This window comes from Trichocoleus sp. FACHB-40 (assembly GCF_014695915.1).
Lineage (GTDB): Bacteria > Cyanobacteriota > Cyanobacteriia > Cyanobacteriales > FACHB-T130 > Funiculus > Funiculus sociatus.
In genome coordinates this window covers 1-17472 of sequence record NZ_JACJPF010000122.1, presented here as the reverse complement: position 1 = coordinate 17472, position 17472 = coordinate 1, and the positions used below count along the sequence as shown (strand labels likewise).

At 44.1% G+C, this 17472-nt stretch carries 14 protein-coding genes and 9 pseudogenes; 14 read left to right on the top strand and 9 right to left on the bottom strand.

Features of this window, described 5'->3' with window-relative positions:
* Window positions 1-148: 148 nt before the first annotated feature.
* Window positions 149-814 (bottom strand): annotated as a pseudogene (locus H6F63_RS28900) (DGQHR domain-containing protein); the annotation flags it as partial.
* Window positions 815-979: 165 nt separating this feature from the next.
* Here H6F63_RS28900 and dndC point away from each other — a divergent pair.
* The 3 genes from dndC (at window position 980) to dndE (ending at window position 5454) form a co-directional block, all read left to right on the top strand.
* A complete protein-coding gene (gene dndC, locus H6F63_RS28895; protein ID WP_190640688.1) occupies window positions 980-2623 on the top strand; it encodes a DNA phosphorothioation system sulfurtransferase DndC in 1644 nt (547 codons plus the stop codon).
* Window positions 2624-2761: 138 nt separating this feature from the next.
* Window positions 2762-4765: a DNA sulfur modification protein DndD gene (gene dndD, locus H6F63_RS28890; RefSeq protein WP_190640687.1), complete on the top strand. Its 2004-nt coding sequence runs from the start codon at window positions 2762-2764 to the stop codon at window positions 4763-4765.
* A 296-nt stretch (window positions 4766-5061) separates the two neighbouring features.
* Complete coding sequence (gene dndE / locus H6F63_RS28885; RefSeq protein WP_190453812.1) at window positions 5062-5454, top strand: DNA sulfur modification protein DndE; 393 nt, start codon at window positions 5062-5064, stop codon at window positions 5452-5454.
* Window positions 5455-5604: 150 nt separating this feature from the next.
* On the opposite strand, the gene H6F63_RS28880 is transcribed toward dndE, so the two are convergent.
* The gene (locus tag H6F63_RS28880) at window positions 5605-6822 is read right to left on the bottom strand and encodes a class I SAM-dependent methyltransferase (RefSeq protein ID WP_190640686.1); all 1218 of its coding nucleotides are present in this window, start codon (window positions 6820-6822) and stop codon (window positions 5605-5607) included.
* Window positions 6812-7795, bottom strand: coding sequence for a PfkB family carbohydrate kinase (locus H6F63_RS28875; RefSeq protein WP_190640685.1), 984 nt, complete (start codon window positions 7793-7795; stop codon window positions 6812-6814). Before H6F63_RS28875 ends, H6F63_RS28880 begins: the two co-directional genes overlap by 11 nt.
* Before the next feature lie 206 nt (window positions 7796-8001).
* Here H6F63_RS28875 and H6F63_RS28870 point away from each other — a divergent pair, with 206 nt between their 5' ends.
* The 5 genes from H6F63_RS28870 (at window position 8002) to H6F63_RS28850 (ending at window position 11049) form a co-directional block, all read left to right on the top strand.
* Window positions 8002-8277, top strand: coding sequence for a helix-turn-helix transcriptional regulator (locus H6F63_RS28870; RefSeq protein ID WP_190427666.1), 276 nt, complete (start codon window positions 8002-8004; stop codon window positions 8275-8277).
* A gap of 52 nt (window positions 8278-8329) precedes the next feature.
* Window positions 8330-8908, top strand: a complete 579-nt coding sequence (locus H6F63_RS28865) for a PD40 domain-containing protein (RefSeq protein WP_190640684.1) — start codon at window positions 8330-8332, stop codon at window positions 8906-8908.
* Between the two features lie 151 nt (window positions 8909-9059).
* Window positions 9060-9707: a DUF6391 domain-containing protein gene (locus H6F63_RS28860; RefSeq protein WP_190640683.1), complete on the top strand. Its 648-nt coding sequence runs from the start codon at window positions 9060-9062 to the stop codon at window positions 9705-9707.
* Window positions 9708-9789: 82 nt separating this feature from the next.
* Window positions 9790-10167 (top strand): photosystem I reaction center subunit IV, encoded by a 378-nt coding sequence (locus tag H6F63_RS28855; RefSeq protein ID WP_190640682.1) that lies wholly within the window; start codon window positions 9790-9792, stop codon window positions 10165-10167.
* 3 nt (window positions 10168-10170) lie between these two features.
* Window positions 10171-11049, top strand: a complete 879-nt coding sequence (locus tag H6F63_RS28850) for a DNA-formamidopyrimidine glycosylase (protein WP_190640681.1) — start codon at window positions 10171-10173, stop codon at window positions 11047-11049.
* A 370-nt stretch (window positions 11050-11419) separates the two neighbouring features.
* Here the strand turns inward: H6F63_RS28850 and H6F63_RS30300 are convergent.
* Window positions 11420-11808 (bottom strand): annotated as a pseudogene (locus H6F63_RS30300) (IS1 family transposase); the annotation flags it as partial.
* A gap of 1 nt (window position 11809) precedes the next feature.
* Here H6F63_RS30300 and H6F63_RS28840 point away from each other — a divergent pair.
* The 3 pseudogenes from H6F63_RS28840 to H6F63_RS28830 all read left to right on the top strand — a co-directional run.
* A pseudogene (locus H6F63_RS28840) lies at window positions 11810-11948 on the top strand (IS630 family transposase); the annotation flags it as partial.
* 274 nt (window positions 11949-12222) lie between these two features.
* Window positions 12223-12723, top strand: a pseudogene (locus H6F63_RS31255) (transposase).
* Window positions 12724-13336: 613 nt separating this feature from the next.
* Window positions 13337-13969, top strand: a pseudogene (locus tag H6F63_RS28830) (IS630 family transposase); the annotation flags it as partial.
* Window positions 13970-13990: 21 nt separating this feature from the next.
* On the opposite strand, the pseudogene H6F63_RS30295 reads toward H6F63_RS28830, so the two are convergent.
* The 3 genes and pseudogenes from H6F63_RS30295 to H6F63_RS30285 form a co-directional block, all read right to left on the bottom strand.
* Window positions 13991-14168, bottom strand: a pseudogene (locus tag H6F63_RS30295) (IS5/IS1182 family transposase); the annotation flags it as partial.
* Window positions 14155-14391, bottom strand: coding sequence for a transposase (locus tag H6F63_RS30290; RefSeq protein WP_242020232.1), 237 nt, complete (start codon window positions 14389-14391; stop codon window positions 14155-14157). The pseudogene H6F63_RS30295 and the gene H6F63_RS30290, both read right to left, overlap by 14 nt.
* Window positions 14388-14822: a transposase family protein gene (locus tag H6F63_RS30285; RefSeq protein WP_242020230.1), complete on the bottom strand. Its 435-nt coding sequence runs from the start codon at window positions 14820-14822 to the stop codon at window positions 14388-14390. Before H6F63_RS30285 ends, H6F63_RS30290 begins: the two co-directional genes overlap by 4 nt.
* Before the next feature lie 458 nt (window positions 14823-15280).
* On the opposite strand from H6F63_RS30285, the gene H6F63_RS28820 reads away from it, so the two are divergent.
* The 3 genes and pseudogenes from H6F63_RS28820 to H6F63_RS31250 form a co-directional block, all read left to right on the top strand.
* Entirely contained in the window at window positions 15281-15673 is a 393-nt protein-coding gene (locus H6F63_RS28820; RefSeq protein ID WP_190640679.1) for an IS630 transposase-related protein, read from the top strand.
* A 20-nt stretch (window positions 15674-15693) separates the two neighbouring features.
* The gene (locus H6F63_RS28815; protein WP_190640678.1) at window positions 15694-15870 is read left to right on the top strand and encodes a hypothetical protein; all 177 of its coding nucleotides are present in this window, start codon (window positions 15694-15696) and stop codon (window positions 15868-15870) included.
* 103 nt (window positions 15871-15973) lie between these two features.
* Window positions 15974-16120, top strand: a pseudogene (locus tag H6F63_RS31250) (transposase); the annotation flags it as partial.
* 16 nt (window positions 16121-16136) lie between these two features.
* Here H6F63_RS31250 and H6F63_RS28810 read toward each other — a convergent pair.
* Window positions 16137-17088: pseudogene (locus H6F63_RS28810) on the bottom strand (IS630 family transposase).
* Window positions 17089-17390: 302 nt separating this feature from the next.
* Window positions 17391-17472 (bottom strand): annotated as a pseudogene (locus tag H6F63_RS28805) (IS1 family transposase); the annotation flags it as partial.

Here is a 17472-nt window from a genome sequence, read left to right as displayed (position 1 = left end):
TCTCGGATATGTCCATTATCCTCTTCCTTTAATGCTTTTTGTAGTTTCTCTACTTGCTCTTGATTGAGATAATTTTTCGCTGGCATCTTTCACTTGTTAGACTAAATTTACTTCCGGATTATACTTTATTTAAATGCTGAACAGCTTACTGTTCTATCAAGTCAGCCACCGTAATGACAGTGTCGTAAGGAGTTTTATCCTTTTTGTACCGTTGGAGTTTACCAGTTCTAATCAACTCCATCAAACCCTGCACCCCCATCAGTCGGTGTTGGCCATCCAGTGCATAAACGGTTACATCCGCCTCAGAAAGGTTGAGCAAACCGACTTTACCATCTTTATCCAGTGGCGTGAATTCGGTAGTAGATTTTGTGGCTTGTCTGTGGCTATCCCACTCAGCAGCTTTGGGATTATCCACCCAAGGTTGGTTAATAACCACGAGAACTGGCGGAAACTTATGGTTTTTCCGAGCTGCTAAATACTGCACTAGGGGTGCTTGACGCGACCAATCGAGGGGTCGCTGTTGAATTTCATCAATGCTATCCGCGTCAATCTCAATGTTACCCGTCTCTGGATTGTACTTTTTCTGAAGCAAGGGTAAACAAGAAGCGAAGTTAACCCGATCCGCAAACCATTCCAGGCTGACAGAGCCTACATAAGCCTCGATACCTCCCATCTCAGTTTTCTGAACGAAAATCTGATCGTTCCTCCCAAGGCACTTTTCCAGCAGTACAGCGAGTACCTGTTGATCTCGGATTTCCCCCTTCTGGTACTCGCTAGGGATATCAGCGGTCGGGTCAAATGCACTGTCATTCATGGTGATTGGCTTTCACTCCGATAGGGGTAGTAAAGCTTAATTTTATGAAAAATTTCCGGCGGTATATAGGTTTTTAAAAACCTTTAAGCTTTACAATACAGGAGTTACCCTTGCAGGAAATATAAAAAGGGTGAGAAAAACTTAGGTTTTGGTAGGTAGGGAGAAATGGCTACAACGCAACAGCAAGAAAATAAAAATCAGCCAGCGCGTACTGTGGCAGAATTAGTGGATGATATCCAAGCTCTCACGACTGAAATCCAAGAGTTATACTGCTTAGACGAAATACCTTGGTGTGTCGGCTATAGTGGCGGGAAAGATTCTAGTGCAACCTTACAGCTGATCTGGAATGCGATCGCCTCCCTCCCGCCCGAAAAGCGGACTAAGACGATATATGTTATCACAACAGACACAAGGGTAGAAAATCCTATTGTTTCTGCTTGGGTATGTAAATCATTAGAGCGGATGAAAACAGCGGCAAAAGAGCAAAGTCTGCCGATAGAACCTCATCTGCTTTATCCCGAAACCAAAAATACTTTCTGGGTAAGCATCATGGGGAAAGGCTACCCCGCGCCCCGTCATAGATTTCGTTGGTGTACTGAACGACTAAAAATTGATCCCTCTAACCGCTTTGTCCGTGATGTGATTAGAGTCAAAGGAGAAGTGATTCTTGTCTTGGGTACACGAAAGGCTGAAAGTATCAAACGTGCCGCCTCAATGGAAAAACATAAAGTAGGTACATTAGGAGATCGCCTCAATCCTGATTCAAGTTCACCTAAATCCCTGCTTTACAATAGTCCTAGCCTGCCTAACTCTCTGATATATAGTCCCATCGAAGACTGGCGTACTGATGAAGTTTGGATTTATCTAAATCAGTGGCAGAATCCTTGGGGATATAGCAACAAAGACTTATTCACGATGTATCGAGGCGCTACGGCAGATAACGAATGCCCACTCGTACTAGACACCTCTACCCCCAGTTGTGGCGATTCCCGGTTTGGGTGCTGGGTTTGCACAATGGTTAGTAAGGATAAATCGATGGAGGCAATGATCCAGAATGATGATGAGAAAGAATGGATGCAGCCTTTACTCGATATCCGCAATGAATTAGATATTCAAAACGACCGCGACAAGAGAGACTTCCGGAGAATATGGGGCGAAGTCCAACTCTTTGAACGCAATGTCGAAGGTGAAATTTCTGTCGAACCAATTCCTGGCCCCTATACTAAATATTGGCGAGAATATTGGCTAAGACGAGTATTAGAAGCGCAAACACAAATCCGGCGCACAGCGCCAGAAAATATGCGTGACATTACGCTAATTACCATAGAAGAAATGAGCGAAATTCGTCGCATCTGGCTAGAAGAAAAACACGAATTTGATGATAGTTTACCTCGCATCTATGAGGAAGCCACAGGCGAACCTTTCCAAGATCCGCGTCCTGGTGCTGGCAATAGTTTACTAGGTAGCGATGAATGGACTGTGCTAGAGGAAATCTGCGCCGATGATAAAATGCACTTGGAACTCATGGCGAAGCTGCTAGACACAGAACGCGAGTATCGCAAAAAGTCTCGCCGCGTCGGGATATACGACACTCTAGAGAAATGCTTTGAGACGAGTTCGCGATCGCCAGAAGAAGCGATAAAAAACGCCCACTTGAAACGCGATCTAAAAACAGCAGTTAATGAAGGCAATATTCCCAAAGTAAAACAGCTAACCTTGGGGGATGCTGTCGATGAAGATAACAGTGAAACTGTAAAACAAGAAAGTTGGGCAAGTATCAAATTCCAAGCCAGAAATATAGATGATTGAGATTAACTGACCTCCCAGCCTCTGACTGGGAAACCTTTACGTTTAGGCTCAGCCAAATAATTAAATTTCGGGAGGCTCCAGCTTCCTGAGTGCATTCCCACGCTGAGCCTGAAAGAAACTTGCCAAGGCATCTGTCAAATGATATTTCTTGAACTCGTACTGCAAAACTTTGGCCCCTACCGCGGACATCAAGTTATCAATCTTTATCCACAAGTTGATGACAATTCTCGTCGCCCAATTATTTTATTAGGTGGCATGAATGGCGGAGGAAAGACTACCTTAATGGATGCCATTCGCCTCGCGCTTTATGGACATCGCGCTCAATGTTCCACTCGCGGCAACTTGAGCTATAGCGATTTTCTCTCTCAGTGCGTAAATAGCCACACTCCACCATCTGAAAAAACCCGCGTCGAGTTGGCTTTTGAACACATTGAAAATGACAAACCTGTAATTTACCGTATCGTAAGAACTTGGGAAAGAAATCCTAAAGATGGTAAAGACCATTTAGGAATTTTGGAATTAGATATCGCCAAAAAGGACGATTGGCTAAGAATAGAGCTAGTTAATACTTGGGACGATTATATTGAAAATTTACTGCCATTAGGGATTTCTAACTTATTTCTATTTGATGGCGAACAAGTTAAAGAACTTGCAGAACAGGAAACACCCCCACCTATTGTAGTTGACGCGATTCGCGGCCTTTTAGGGCTAGAACTGGCTGAACGTTTATCCAGTGATTTAGAAATATTAGTCAACCGCAAACGTAAGGAGCTGGCGGATACTCAAGACTTAGCCAACTTAGAGGAGATGGAACAAAAGCTAAAGCACCAACAAGAAGAATATGATGGGCAAATAGGAAATTTAAAGACTATAAAAAAGAAGTTAGATGAAAGCGAAAAAGAGCAGCAAGAAGCTCTTGATAAATTCATATCTGAAGGAGGTAAAATTGCAGGAGAACGTAGCCAGCTAGATAAACAGCGTCACCAAAAGACAGCGGAAGCTGATGAAGCTCGTCAAGGAATGTGTGACTTAGCAGCAGATGTTTTACCCCTAGCCTTGATTGAACCTTTACTTACTCAGGCACAAACTCAAGCAGAAAAAGAATTTCGCATTCAACAGGCACAAAATGCACGGGATATATTATTTGAGCGGGATAAGCGCCTGCTGAATTGGATTAGTCAGGTGGGTATTTCAGAAGAAAAAATTGAAAAAATTAAAACTTTTCTCGACCAAGATGTAGATACATTGAATTCACATTTTATCCAGCCTGAAGAACTGTGGTTATCAGCTGATGCTGAAAGCTTGAGCCAACTGGGTAATATCCTTTACTACTTGCAAAATGCTAAAAATCTCGCTCGTCAGCAAATAGGAATAATTAAAAATAAAGAAGAAGATATTATAAGGCTGGAAAGACAAATACAGACTGCTGCATCACCCGAAGATTATAATCATCTGCTTGTAGCACTTAAAAAAGCACAAAATAAAGTGGCTGAAGCTAAGGCGGCATATCAAACAGCCAATCAGCGTTTATTTGAATTAGACGCTGCGATCGCCAAGTTAAAAAAGGACTTAAAACAATATACTGAGCAAAATATTGATCGGAAAAATAACGAGCATATTATTGCTGCATCTGCTAAAGTTCAAGAAACACTCAAGGTTTTCCGCGAACGATTGACGTTGAGAAAACTCAATAAATTAGAAGTTGAGGTGACAGAGTGTTTTCGATATCTTTTGCACAAATCCGATTTAGTGCATCGCGTGGCAATTGACACCAACAGTTTCAGCCTTTCTCTTTACGATTTACAGGGTAAGCTAGTACCGAAACATCGCCTTTCAGCCGGAGAAAAACAACTACTAGCCATCAGTTTTCTGTGGGGATTAGCGCGGGTTTCTGGACGGAATTTACCAGTGGCAATTGATACGCCTCTCGGACGTTTAGATTCCTCACATAGAGCTAATTTGGTAGAAAAATACTTTCCGTCAGCCAGTCATCAGGTAATATTACTTTCTACTGATACTGAGATAGGAAAAAATGAGTTTCATAAATTGCACGAAAATGAAGCGATCGCTCGTGAATATCTCCTAAAATACGACTCCGGTAAGCAGCAGACGGTAATAGAAGCAGGTTATTTCTGGGACTAATCCCACCTCGCGCTGTCTCATCCAACCGAGTCCTCTTAACCTGGCATTGGCTACAAAATTAAACAGAAGAAGCGGGGTTTGAAACCCGCCTCTGAAACCTTATTTGAGTACGTTTGGGTAAATTCCCTATGTCACCATTATTGACTCGCTCACCATAACTGTGCAATCGATTAAGTCATTTTTTGCACAATCTTTAAGAACTCCTGCTTAAATGTAAAGAATATACGAGCGATTTCCCAAAGGGACGACCTTTTGGAGGGGGTCGCACTTAATTAACTCAGCCGAGCCACTTTCTCATGGAACCACCACTTGACAGAATTAAACTTTCCCAAACTGCTAAAGAGCAGCTTACTAAGCTAAAGCGCAGCACTAAAATAGAGCAGTGGAATATCCTTTGTCGCTGGGCATTTTGTCGTTCTCTCTCTGAACCAAGTATTCCTTCACCAGTGCCAATTCCTGCTGATAGCAATGTCGAGATGACTTGGCGTGTCTTTGGCGGAGAAATGTCTGATATTTTGTTAATCGCCCTGAAACAACGCTGTCACAATGATGGCTTAGGTACTGAACGAGAAACTTTGGCTAATCAATTTCGCCTCCATTTGCATCGCGGAATTGGTTATTTAGCTGGCGATCCAAATATTAAGAAAATTGAAGATTTAGTTGCTGTGGCAATGGAAATAAAAAGTTAAATTAGGCATTGACTTTAGCCGTTTTTCTCTGATATGATAATTTTGATAAGGAAGAAATATGCTTGAAATTCTTTTAAAATTGATTTCCATTATTTAAAAACCCCATAAAGAGGGTGCAAAGGTAAATAAAACTTTCTCTTGCATCGCTTATCACATCAATGGCATTTTTAAACCTTTGAGACTTCGCCCCCTTTCCTCCTCCCGCAACCCTTTGGTTTGCACCAAGACCCCAAAATTGCCCAAACCCATTGGATCAATTAGCTGGTGTAGCGTATCCCGACAGCGGAGTAAACCAGAAATGCCTTGCGACTTTACGATATTTTCTCCCCCTGTGGAAAGGGCAGCAATGCGATCGCCCAAACCCAACGCCATCAAAAACAACCCTTGCTGAGTAAAACCCAACTTTGGCAATTGCAAGCGATCGCCCCAGCGCTCCAGAGCCGTAAAATCCACATGAGCCGTGATATCCTGCTGCCCAATATTTATATAAGGGTTGTCATGGTGCATATGGCGGTAATAGCACTGTAGCGTCCCCTGTCTCCGCCCTAGACTATAATAACGACTCGCCGGATAGCCATAATCAATTGTTAAAAGATACCCACGTTGTAGCGCTTCGGCGACTGTACTCAGCCAGTTATAAGCTGCTAAATTAATTTCACTGCGATACCCATCTGCATAAACACTAGAAGGTAATTCAATCCCCACCAAGTCAAAATATTCTGTCAGCTTTGGTGTCGAAGGAACGCCCGTCACTTCCTCGAAAGTCACTCCATCCCTCGAAGTAACATAAACTTCCCGAATTTGCCCTTCTTCAATAGCAAACTGATGCACTGGTAGCGCATCCACCAACTCATTAGAAAAAAAGCAGCCGACAATAGAGTTTTTCGGTATTTCTTCTAGAGAACACCACCTTACTAAGGCAGCAGTTTTACCCAGCATATTCTGTAAAACTTGCTGTTGTTGAGAAATTAACCCAGGGGCAATTTCAACAATAACGTACTCCAAAACCTCAAAAATTTCTGGATAGTGTTGTTGCAAATAGCGCAAAATATCTGCCGCCAAAATTCCCGCACCAGCGCCCATTTCCACAAGGGTAAAAGGCACCGGATTCCCTAGAATATCCCACATTTCGGCAAATTGTTCAGCTAGTAATTCGCCAAAGTCAGCACCCAGATGAGGGGAAGTAAAAAAGTCACCCTCCGCCCCAATATTAACCGCATTAGTAGCATAGTAGCCGTGCTGCGGTTCGTACAGCACCCACTCCATATATTGTGCAAAAGTGATGCGCCTTTCGGGACTTTCTGCGATGCGACTAGCAATTAAACTTCGCAGCAGCACTTCAGAAGGCTGAATTAATTCATCCTTCATCCTTCATTTTTCCCAGAAACTCTTCCACTTGGGCTGCTGTTGGCTGGGAAGCGATCGCTCCCGGCTTCATTGCACACGTCGCCCCCACCGCACTAGCATATCTCACCACACGCTTAGCCATTTCTGCATCGGTAAGACTTTTGATGCCATGTTGACACAACTGATGGATGAAACCAGCAACAAACCCATCACCCGCACCTGTTGTATCCACCACCGGGACGGAAAAAGCACCCAGCCTACCTTCATTTTCACCCAGACAGTATGCACAACCTTTTTCCCCAGCAGTCACTAAAACGCCTTCTACTGAGTCCAGACGATAAGTAATAGCACCAGCATCCATTGTGTCAAATAGCCATTCGGCTTCTTCTTCAGCAACCTTGAGGAAATCGACGTGCTTTAAGAGTTCTAAAATCAGAGGCTTAGATACGCTAGGGTCAGGCCAAAACATATCGCGCCGATTGACATCTAGTACAATTTTGACATCGTACTGATCTGCGAGATTAAGCGCTTGAGCGATCGCTTCCTTACTATCGGGATAAGCTAACTCCAGCGTCCCCAAGACTAGAAAATCAGCCTCTTCAAACAAAGCCACTGGCAGATTAGACGCACTCAGGTGAGTATCAGCAAATTCTGTGGTATCAAGTTCGCCAAACCCGGCAAACGTGCGATCGCCCTCCAAAGAGCGTGTAACATAAACTTGTCGCGTTGGTGCCGTAGGATGGCGCTGTACGCCCTTAGTATCTACACCCACATCCTGCAACAACTTTACCAATTCGTTTCCCGGCGCATCTTCACCAACACAGCCAATAAATCCAGATGGCGTTCCCAACTTTACCAGCGCACACGCCACATTAGCGGGTGCGCCCCCTGGGTATGGTGTCCAAGATTCGACATCTTCAAGCGATCGCCCCAATTGCTCGGCTAGCAAATCAAACAAAATCTCTCCGAGGCAGAGAACACGGGGATGAGTCACAGCTGCACTCCTTGTGTACGTAAACTCAGCCTACCAGAAAAGGAAAAAGTTACCCCAAGGATAAAGGATAAAGAATGAATTATTCTTCCCACTCCTCCTTGTCCCTTGCCCTTATCCCCCAATCCCAGTCGGGATCAGGCTTACCCGCCAAGGATCTTCTAAAATTGAAATAGATAATAAGTAGTTATACTAAGGAAGAAATACTTATGTCCAGTAGCGAGACCCATATCCCCGCGAGTCTTTCCGATCGCGAACTGCAAATCATCGAGCTAGTTTCTGGTGGTTTAACCAACGACAAAATTGCCCAGAAGCTAGAAATCAGCAAACGCACAGTTGATAATCACATTAGCAATATCTTGACCAAGACCAAAACTAACAATCGTGTAGAACTACTACGCTGGGCGTTGCAGTGGGGAAAGGTTTGTATAAATGATGTTAACTGCTGCCCCTTGCCAACGCCTAGTGATGAAGTGATTTCCTAAAATGGCTAATAGCTAATGGCTAATTGTCAATAGTTATTAGCCATTAGCCATAATGATTATTCGTTATCTGTCAGTTTTAGCAGTTGCATTATTCGCTGGATTGAGCAGTTGTAGCAATGGTGTCTTGCTCACCCCACCCCCACAATTGCTCGGAGCCTCCTTAAATAGCTTAGCTGCCGAGCAAGAACCCCAGCTATCCTACGATGGGCGCTACTTGGTCTTTACCTCCTCCCGCCAAGCCCATCGAGGCATCTTTCTTTATGATGTCCGCCAACGTCGCCTGATTAACTTACCAGGACTCAATCAGTCCAGTATCATTCAGGAACAACCAGACATCAGCGCCGATGGTCGTTACATTGTATACATCTCCGAGGAGCGAGGCAAGCCAGATGTATTCGTTTATGACCGCCAAGCCTTCCAATCTGAAGTCATTACTGACAATATTTCAGGCGAAGTCCGCCATCCGACCATTAGTGGCAATGGTCGATTTATAGCCTTTGAATCTAACCGTTCGGGACAGTGGGACATTGAAATTTACGATCGTGGCCCCAGCATAGAATTATCCTTACCTAAACCCGCGTCGCTTCCAGAAACGTCACAGCCTGAGCCTCCCGATACTCCTAGCCCCTAGAGAAGGAAAAAGACAAAAGTGAAGAATTCTTGTTTTTTGCCTTTTACCTTTGCATGATTGCCATTTTTTCCCAACGACTTCCAGGCGTAAACGCTACAGTTGAAAAACATCTCAGTTAATCAATCTGCAAGTTTGGAGTAGTTCTGAATCTATGACTACTGCTTCTGCTTCCTCTTATACTGGCAACTTCTGGACCTTTGATTCTCCCGCCCCTCAAGCCACACAAGATGCTGATTTACTCAAACAGCTAAACTTTGTTCCCGGCTTGAAAGAAATTCTGATGCTGCGTCAGGTTCATGCTTTGGAACACGCCACAGTTTGGGTTTTGAGCGATCGCTCAAACTCACATTCCTCAAGAAGTGCTTTAACGTTCCGTCAAATGGACAACGACACCTTGGGCGGTTTATCCACCGACCAAGGCTTTTACCTCTACGGTCAAGTTAACACCTCCGAGTTGCATCGTGCAGTTCGCATCGCCCTCCAGCGCACCACCCGCGGCGAATGGAACCTAGCTGTGCATCCCCGCTGCGGCACCAATTTGTCTGTCGGGATGCTCGTGACCGCCGGGCTAGCCTTGGGTGTCCATCTCATCCTACCTCGCAGTCCCATAGAGCAAATCTTGGGTTTGGGGATCGCTGCCACAGCTGCTGCCCAATTAACGCCTGACCTGGGTAGTCTCGCCCAAAAATACATTACAACCTCAATTCCCTTCAACTTGGCAATTGATGAGATTTCCGCGACACCTGACATCTGGGGGCGTCCCGCCCATTTCGTCCGAGTGCGCTGGCAGGAGCGGTAATAAAACTTAAAGACTAGATGGTTGGTGCGAGTCCCGATCCAGTAGTACGCTTTAGCTTAATGACGTAAGGGAAAAAACACTTATGGTTCAACGTGGTTCAAAAGTTCAGATTCTCCGCAAAGAATCTTTCTGGTTTCAGGATACTGGGACTGTTGCATCCGTAGACCAAAGCGGCATCAAATATCCAGTAATTGTCCGCTTCAATAATGTCAACTACGCTGGTGTTAATACCAACAACTTTGGTATGAACGAAGTGCTAGAGATTGAAGCGCCGAAGCCAGGAGCCAAGAAAACTACTACTGCCGCTTCCGGTGGCAAACAAACCACCATCGACGAACGTACTCGCAGAACAGGTCAGGGGAACCGAGTTGTTGATGGGAACCCCGCTGCCGCACCAGAGTCTGGAGAAGGTAGCTCGGTTGTACAAGGCTCTCCCAATCAGGGAACTGACTCGCGTTAAGTTGTGCCAGAACTGCCTGAAGTAGAAACAGTTCGTCGGGGTCTAAATAAACTGACCCTCAACCAAGAAATTGGGGGTGGTGATGTGTTGCTTGAACGCACCATTGCCCACCCCCTTTCCTCTGTAGATTTTTTGGCTGGGGTTGCAGGTTCAGTTATTACCCAGTGGCACCGACGCGGTAAATACCTGCTTGCTGAACTTTCCCCCGCCGGCTGGTTGGGGGTTCACCTGCGGATGACTGGTCAGTTGCTGTGGCTTCCTTTGCAGGAGCCATTACAGAAACATACGCGAGTGCGGTTGTTTTTTACAGGTGATTCGGCTGAAGGCGATCGCTTCACTTCACAAGAATTACGTTTTGTTGACCAGCGAACCTTCGGTAAAATGTGGTGGGTACCCCCAGGAACTCCTCCAGAAAGAGTCATCACTGGGTTACAGAATTTAGGACCAGATCCCTTTTCCGCAGATTTTACCGTTGAGTACCTGGCTCTGAAACTGCAAAATCGTCGTCGTCCCATTAAAACTGCCCTGCTCGATCAGTCTCTGGTGGCTGGAATCGGCAACATCTACGCCGATGAAGCTTTATTTCTCAGTAAAATTCAACCAACAACACTCTGTACTAACCTGAGCCTAAAGCAAATTGCGCGTCTCCTCGAAGCAATTATTCAAGTTTTGCAAGCCAGTATCGATGCTGGTGGAACAACCTTTAGTAACTTTCTCAACGTCCAAGGGATCAACGGTAACTATGGCGGTGTCGCCTGGGTTTATAACCGCGCTGGTGTCCCCTGTCGAGTCTGTAACACACCCATTGAACGAATCAGATTAGCCGGACGCTCGGCTCATTTCTGCCCCCAGTGCCAACAATCTACTTGTCCGAAAAATTGAAAAACAGTCTGTGTCTGGCGGGTGCATCACGGTTTTGCAAGAATGTCAAACCAGTAAGAGTTCGCTCAGGTAGGCGCAAGGAAGTCTTAGCATCTGATTCACATCTTTGGGTAACCATTGTGCCCCGAAAATCTTTAACCTTCGAGCTATTTGTTTAACTGCCCACTCAACGGTTCCTGAACCAATTGCATATACATTTTCTCTTAAAATTTACTTGTATAGCGCTCGAAGCAAAGGTGAGGAGATAATAGAGAAAAAGGAAACGTCAAAAAAAAATGCCTGCACCCTACAGCAACGTCTCGCAAGAAAGCACTTTTTTCTTGCGAGACGTTGCTGAAAGAGTAATGATTTAAGCAAAAAGAGGAACTGTTCAGTGGAGCAGCAAGCGAAGCGAACACTTCAACATCAAGGACTGACGCAGGAGTAGCACAAGGTTTTTCGGTGCTACCGTGCCAGGTAATGCCCCTGCCCTTGTGTTCGCCCCCTCAACCCGACTCATATAGGTCTTGCTGATAATTCTGGTCGCCCGACTCAATGAACATCGGATAGACCTTCCATCCATCGGTGACATAGAACAAACAGTGCCACCACTTGACGAGCAGCCACAAGGGCTTAAAGGTTTCTGCACTGCGATCACCCTATCACCCATGCCAGAATTCCAGCTTGTTTGTGATTAACGGTACACCAAATAAGCAAGTTTGTTGGGCGGCATTGCCAACAAAGGGAAAGCAGTTCATCCAAGTCGGTTACTTCTGGCATCTCTTATGGCCAACAGGGAATAAATGGACTGCGCCTGAAGCATAAAGGAAGGAAGAGCTACCTGAGGCAACAGCAGCTCCAAGAAGTATTAAGTTGGCTGCTTTACGATTGATATCTGGGAACTCGGAGAACTCGAATATAACCCTCTTTTGTCACTATTATGATAAAATAATGAGGAAAAAACGACGAAACTGTTTCAGCAAGCATGATAGAGTCTTGTTCAGCCGCACCAACAGTGAAATTCCTGGACGAATATTGCCAGTGGTATAAAAGCCGGTTTTCAGATATTAGGAGTTTCCAGGCTTTTAAATACCTTCATGTAGGTTGTGTTTCGGATATAAAACGTAAAACCCTACCAGCGAGCGCTAAAATTGTTGGGTTAGATAATCATCCAGGATTACATCATTTTTTAACTTGATCACATTGGGAAGTAGAAAAGTTAAGAGGCGGCTAGAACTAATTTTACAGGTGCTAAAGGGAAAACCGCTCACTTTAATTATTGACGAAACAGGAGACAAGAAAAAAGGGACATCAACAGATTATGTCAAACGGCAGTACATAGGAAATTTGGGTAAAACCGAAAATGGAATTGTCGTGGTGACAGCATATGGTGTTTTCTGTGGAATGACATTCCCATTATTGTTTGAAGTATATAAACCCCGGCAAAGATTGCTCCCCAGGAGATAAGTATCTTACCAAACCAGAAATAGCAGCAAGGCTGATAAGAAAGCTAGAGTCAATGGGTTTAAATTCAATTTGGTATTGGCAGATAGTTTATATGGTGAGAGTGGTAATAATTTTATATCCGTATTAGATGAACTGAATTTAAACTATATAGTGGCGATTCGCTCAAATCATTCTGTAGAGCTTACTGCCAACACAACATATCCAATATTTAAATTTAAAATGGCATAAGTTTCAAAGGGTATTCTCTGACCTCAGTAGGGAGAATCGGTTTATTAGAGAAATAATTCCTGGCAAGAGTGGAGAAAAAAGGTATTGGCAGATTACTACAGATATAGAGAAATTACCTGACAACTCTACTTGGTATGTTATGACTAGATATCCAGACATTACCCCAAGAGAAGTTGGTAATTTCTACGGCTTAAGAACCTGGGTAGAATATGGTTTGAAGCAAAGTAAGAATGAGTTAGGCCCTTGCAGATTATCGTCTGACTCACTATCCAGATATTGAGCAATGGTGGGAGATTGTTTGTAGTACCTACTTGATGGTTAGTCTTTATTCAGACCAAATGGGTCTCTCTCCGGCACAACGAGAGTCAAAATTGGCTTATCATCCCTGGTGGGATAAGGGAAAAGGCTGGAAGAATATTCTGAACAATCTCCGTTTAATAATTCAACCTTTTATCCTATTTAATTTAATTCGTCCTTGGCTCACAGTTTTCCCTATCCCCCAATTATCTTTGGGATTTGCTAAACTTCAATCCATTGTTAATTGTCTTGCTTATTCCATTTTTATCTTCTTACCTCACCCTAATTTCTATTTTTCCTCTGCCTAAAGTGACAAAAGAGGGATAAATTAGCTTTTGAGTATGAAGTAACTTACGAGTCAAAACAGAGCTATTCCGAGCTGTTCGAGGCAGCAGGAATCAGTTGGAAAAAAAACTACAAAACTGAACCCCAAAGCCGACCCAGAGGCGGTGGCTAAAAAAAAAGAGATTAAAACCCTGTGGGCAAGGCACCGAAAGGAAATCGAAGCAGGACTGCCCTTGAGTATTACTGGTGGCTGAATGTCATTTGCTCTGGGGAAACTTAAGTGGATATGTCTGGGGACTCACCGACCAAGAAATAGCAGTCCCAGTAGTCAATGAACGAGACAAGCAGACATACTACGGGGCGGTTGACTATCTGGAAGGAGAATTACGCACTCATTGCCTACGATGCGGGTAACTCCAAAAATACCATTAATTACCTGCGTTATTTATTAGCCCAGTCTCTCCATCAAAGATTGCTGATTTTTTGGGATGGGGCAAGATATTATCGTTCCCAGGAAACCCAGAGCTTTCTAGCCAAAATAAACCAAGGTTTACCAGAAGAGGAATGGAAAATTCACTGCGTTCGCTTTGCTCCTAATTGCCCAGAACAGAATTGGATTGAGGATATCTGGTCGCAAGCGAAAACGGGGGTTCGACGTTTTTGTACCTTAGACCTCCTGCATGAATCAGGAAGCATGTGCCAGTTCATAGTTGAGTAGCCCAGCAATCAAGTTTAAGCGCAAACCAAATCGTTTCCTACGGTTACGATAGCGCCCTGAAAAGATGCGAAAAATCTTGAAGCGACGAATTACATGCAAGGGCCCGCACTCGCAGTCGTGCTAACGCGCGGTTATGCTGCTTTTCTTCTGCTGGCAACGGTTGCTTGCGTGGTTTCTTGGTGGGTGTACACGCGCCCCGATGCAGTTTGGCGAATCCGGGAAGAGCCTCGATCAGCTAAACACACCTGTGAACTCACAAACGGCAAGCGACTTCGCTTGAGTACCTTAAAGTCATGGGTTCTGCCCGTATCCACTGCGGTACAAATGACTTGCCCACTGTCATAGTCCACCAGCAGTTGAGCCTTCAAGGTATGACACTTCTGCTTGCCACTGTAGTAGCGCTTCTGTTTTTTTGGGGGCGTTCAATCTCCATCTCGCCCACATCCAGCACCCACACGTTCCACTCCCAGCCCGGTTGATACAACTGCCGTTGGCTTGGCAAGCGAAACTTACCACTTTTGATCAACAGGTCTTCCACCTTGTGGATAATCCGCCCCACGGTTGTCTCGTGCAAACCCCAACTGGCTCCAATGTGAAACTGACTCCGATACTCTCGCCAATACTCCAATGCCACCAGCAGTTGGTCTTCCACACTCAGCTTCGGCTGTCCTCCACGCCGTCCTTGACGCTCTAGGTGCGGGCGTAGCACCGTGACCATCTCGGCAAAGGTTACACGGCTGACACCACACAATCGCTTGAACTCACCTGCTGAAAGCGGTTGTAAGTCTGGATACGGCATAGCACTCCTGAGGCTTCGATGCGGTTTCACTTCTTCTTGTGCCGCCTGCGAGCGCAAACTGGCACACTATCTTCCGATTCGTGCAGGAGGTCTCTTGATTCCAACATACTCTCATTTAAAGTGGATGTTTAAGTCGTTTATCCGAAACACGACCTTTGATTTTCCGTCTTTTCAGATGTACGGAGCTTTTTCAAAAATCAAATAGGAGTCCTATATGTTCTTCAGGGCAAGCGCATCTCAAATGCTATTGACAAGCAGGTTGAGAGTTTTCATCAATTTGGGTTAAACAAGCAGCCAAAATCTTGAGCATGTATTTATCCATAAGAGCTCGATTCGATTTTTGACGAGTGCTACGCCCTTAAAGATGGTTCTGGATTTAGAGCATTAAGTGCAATCCACCGTAATACAGCATATTCCACGTAAACGTGGTACACTCAACCGAGTATATCCAGGCAGGAATGAAACCTTATTCCATCGACTTTCGCGAAAAAGTAATTAAAGCCTATGAACAAGGTAATACATCAATTCGGAAAGTAGCCGCCCGATTTGATGTGAGCAAAGCCTTTGTCCAGAAACTGTTGAAACAAAAACAAACAACTGGTCACGTTGAACCTCTAAAACAGGGTGGCAGCCTGAAAAGTGTATTACACAAAGCGACAACCCAACTTGCTGAGATGGTGGAAAAATATCCGGATGGCACCCTCTCAGAATATTGTGAATATTGGCGAGAGAGCCACAAGCAATGGGTCAGTCCTAGTATGATGTGCCGCGCACTAAAAAAACAAAATCTGACCCGAAAAAAAAGACGATACGGAGTAGCCAGTGCAGCACCGAACGAGTGCAAAACCTGAGGTGTGAGTATTGGGAGAAGGTGAAAAACATCAATCCAGAAAACCTAGTTTTTTTGGATGAGATGGGTGTTTTACTGGGGTTAACACGAACTCATGGCCGATCGCTTGCAGGCTTGAGAGTCTACGACTTAAAACCCTTTTATCGCGGTGCCAAGGTGACAGTCGTAGGTGCAATTAGCTTAACAACTGGAGTTTAGACTAAATAGCCGACTGTTAAACAAAAAAATAAGGAGTGTGCTTGAACACAGGCCCCCGATTAGCAGAATCTGAGAAAAGAACCACCAATTCTCATCTGCCAATATGAAACGTGCCTTACTAGAAGAATTTCGTCAAGCAGCATACAGCCTTTTAGGTAGAGCGCATGATGCGACTTTTGAACTGACGGATGCAATATTGCTAATGCGGAACGCCTACAGTTTGGCAGATTTATCGCTATCACCAGTATTTATAGCAATTCTCGCACTCATGAGGCACAGTAACAGCAATGAGCAAACCAGTTACGAATATTTTCCTGAGTCACCTCAAGCATTGCGTTGCTGATAGCATCGATTAAATCTTTGTAGGTTCTTGCTGCTGTCTTTCCCAAAATAGATTTAACTTTTGACCAGAAATTTTCAATCGGGGAAAACTCTGGAGAGTAAGGAGATAAATAATTGTGTTTTGCTCCGGCTTTTTCTATAAATTCTCTTACCATCTCTCCTTGATGGATTTTGGTATTATCCATAACAACACAAGCATCCTTCCAGAGTTTAGGAATTAATCTATGAACGATAAACGCTTCAAACGTAGCACCATCTACTGCCCCGTAAATATTGACTGATGCTATCAACTCTTGAACTGATAAAGCAGCAATTAAAGAAACATTCTTCCCTCTATGAGTGGGGCTTCTCCCCTCTAGCTCTTTTCCCTTTTAAAGCTCTGGCATAAAGCCTCAGCATTGCTAGGTTAACTCCTGATTCGTCAATGAAAACCAAGTTTTCTACCCGGATATCTCGAATTTTTGACCAAAACTCAACTCGCTGCTCCTGTACTCTCTCACTTGTTTTTTCTGCGGCGTACAGAGTTTTTTTTTTACACTATAGTTTAATTTTTGCGTAATTCTTCCCATCGTGGCTCGACTGACTCTAACTTGTACCTTTTCTTCAAGTAAGTCACAAAGTTCTTCGAGCGTCGCGTCATTATTGGTTTCGATGATTTCTACTAAATCAATTAATTGCTCTTCCTTGAGCTTCGGTTCCGGGCTTCCCCCTTGAGGATAAGGATGAATATCTCCTGTTTCTTTATATTGCTTGATTAATTTTTGCAATATTGCTTTTAGCAACATAAAATCGTTGAGCTAGACTCCTTATGGAGATACCTTCCTTTTCATAGACTTCAATTATTTTTTGCCGAAACTCAATCGGATAAGGCCTCATTGCTGATTTTTATAATTTATATACTTGCACCACATCGTACCCCATAACTCTGAGAATTGCTATATCCCTCTTCTGTCACTCTCCGGGTATTATAAGTAGAAGAATGAAAAGAAAAAACTCTACAAGGTAGATAGAGCAATGGATGTAGAATTACAAATCCGGAAACATTTGCCCAGGGATGCCCAGCCAACAGTGGCAATAATAGATGAATATTGTGCAGAGTATAAAGACCTGTTCAAAGAAGTCAGAAATTATGAATGCTTAAAGTATTGGTAGTGGTAAATATGTAGTGAAAAAAATTCTTACATAGATAGCGACGCATTATAATGATGGATAAAATACCATATAGCTCCAATGTGATTTTCTAACTTTTTAGAAAAAGAC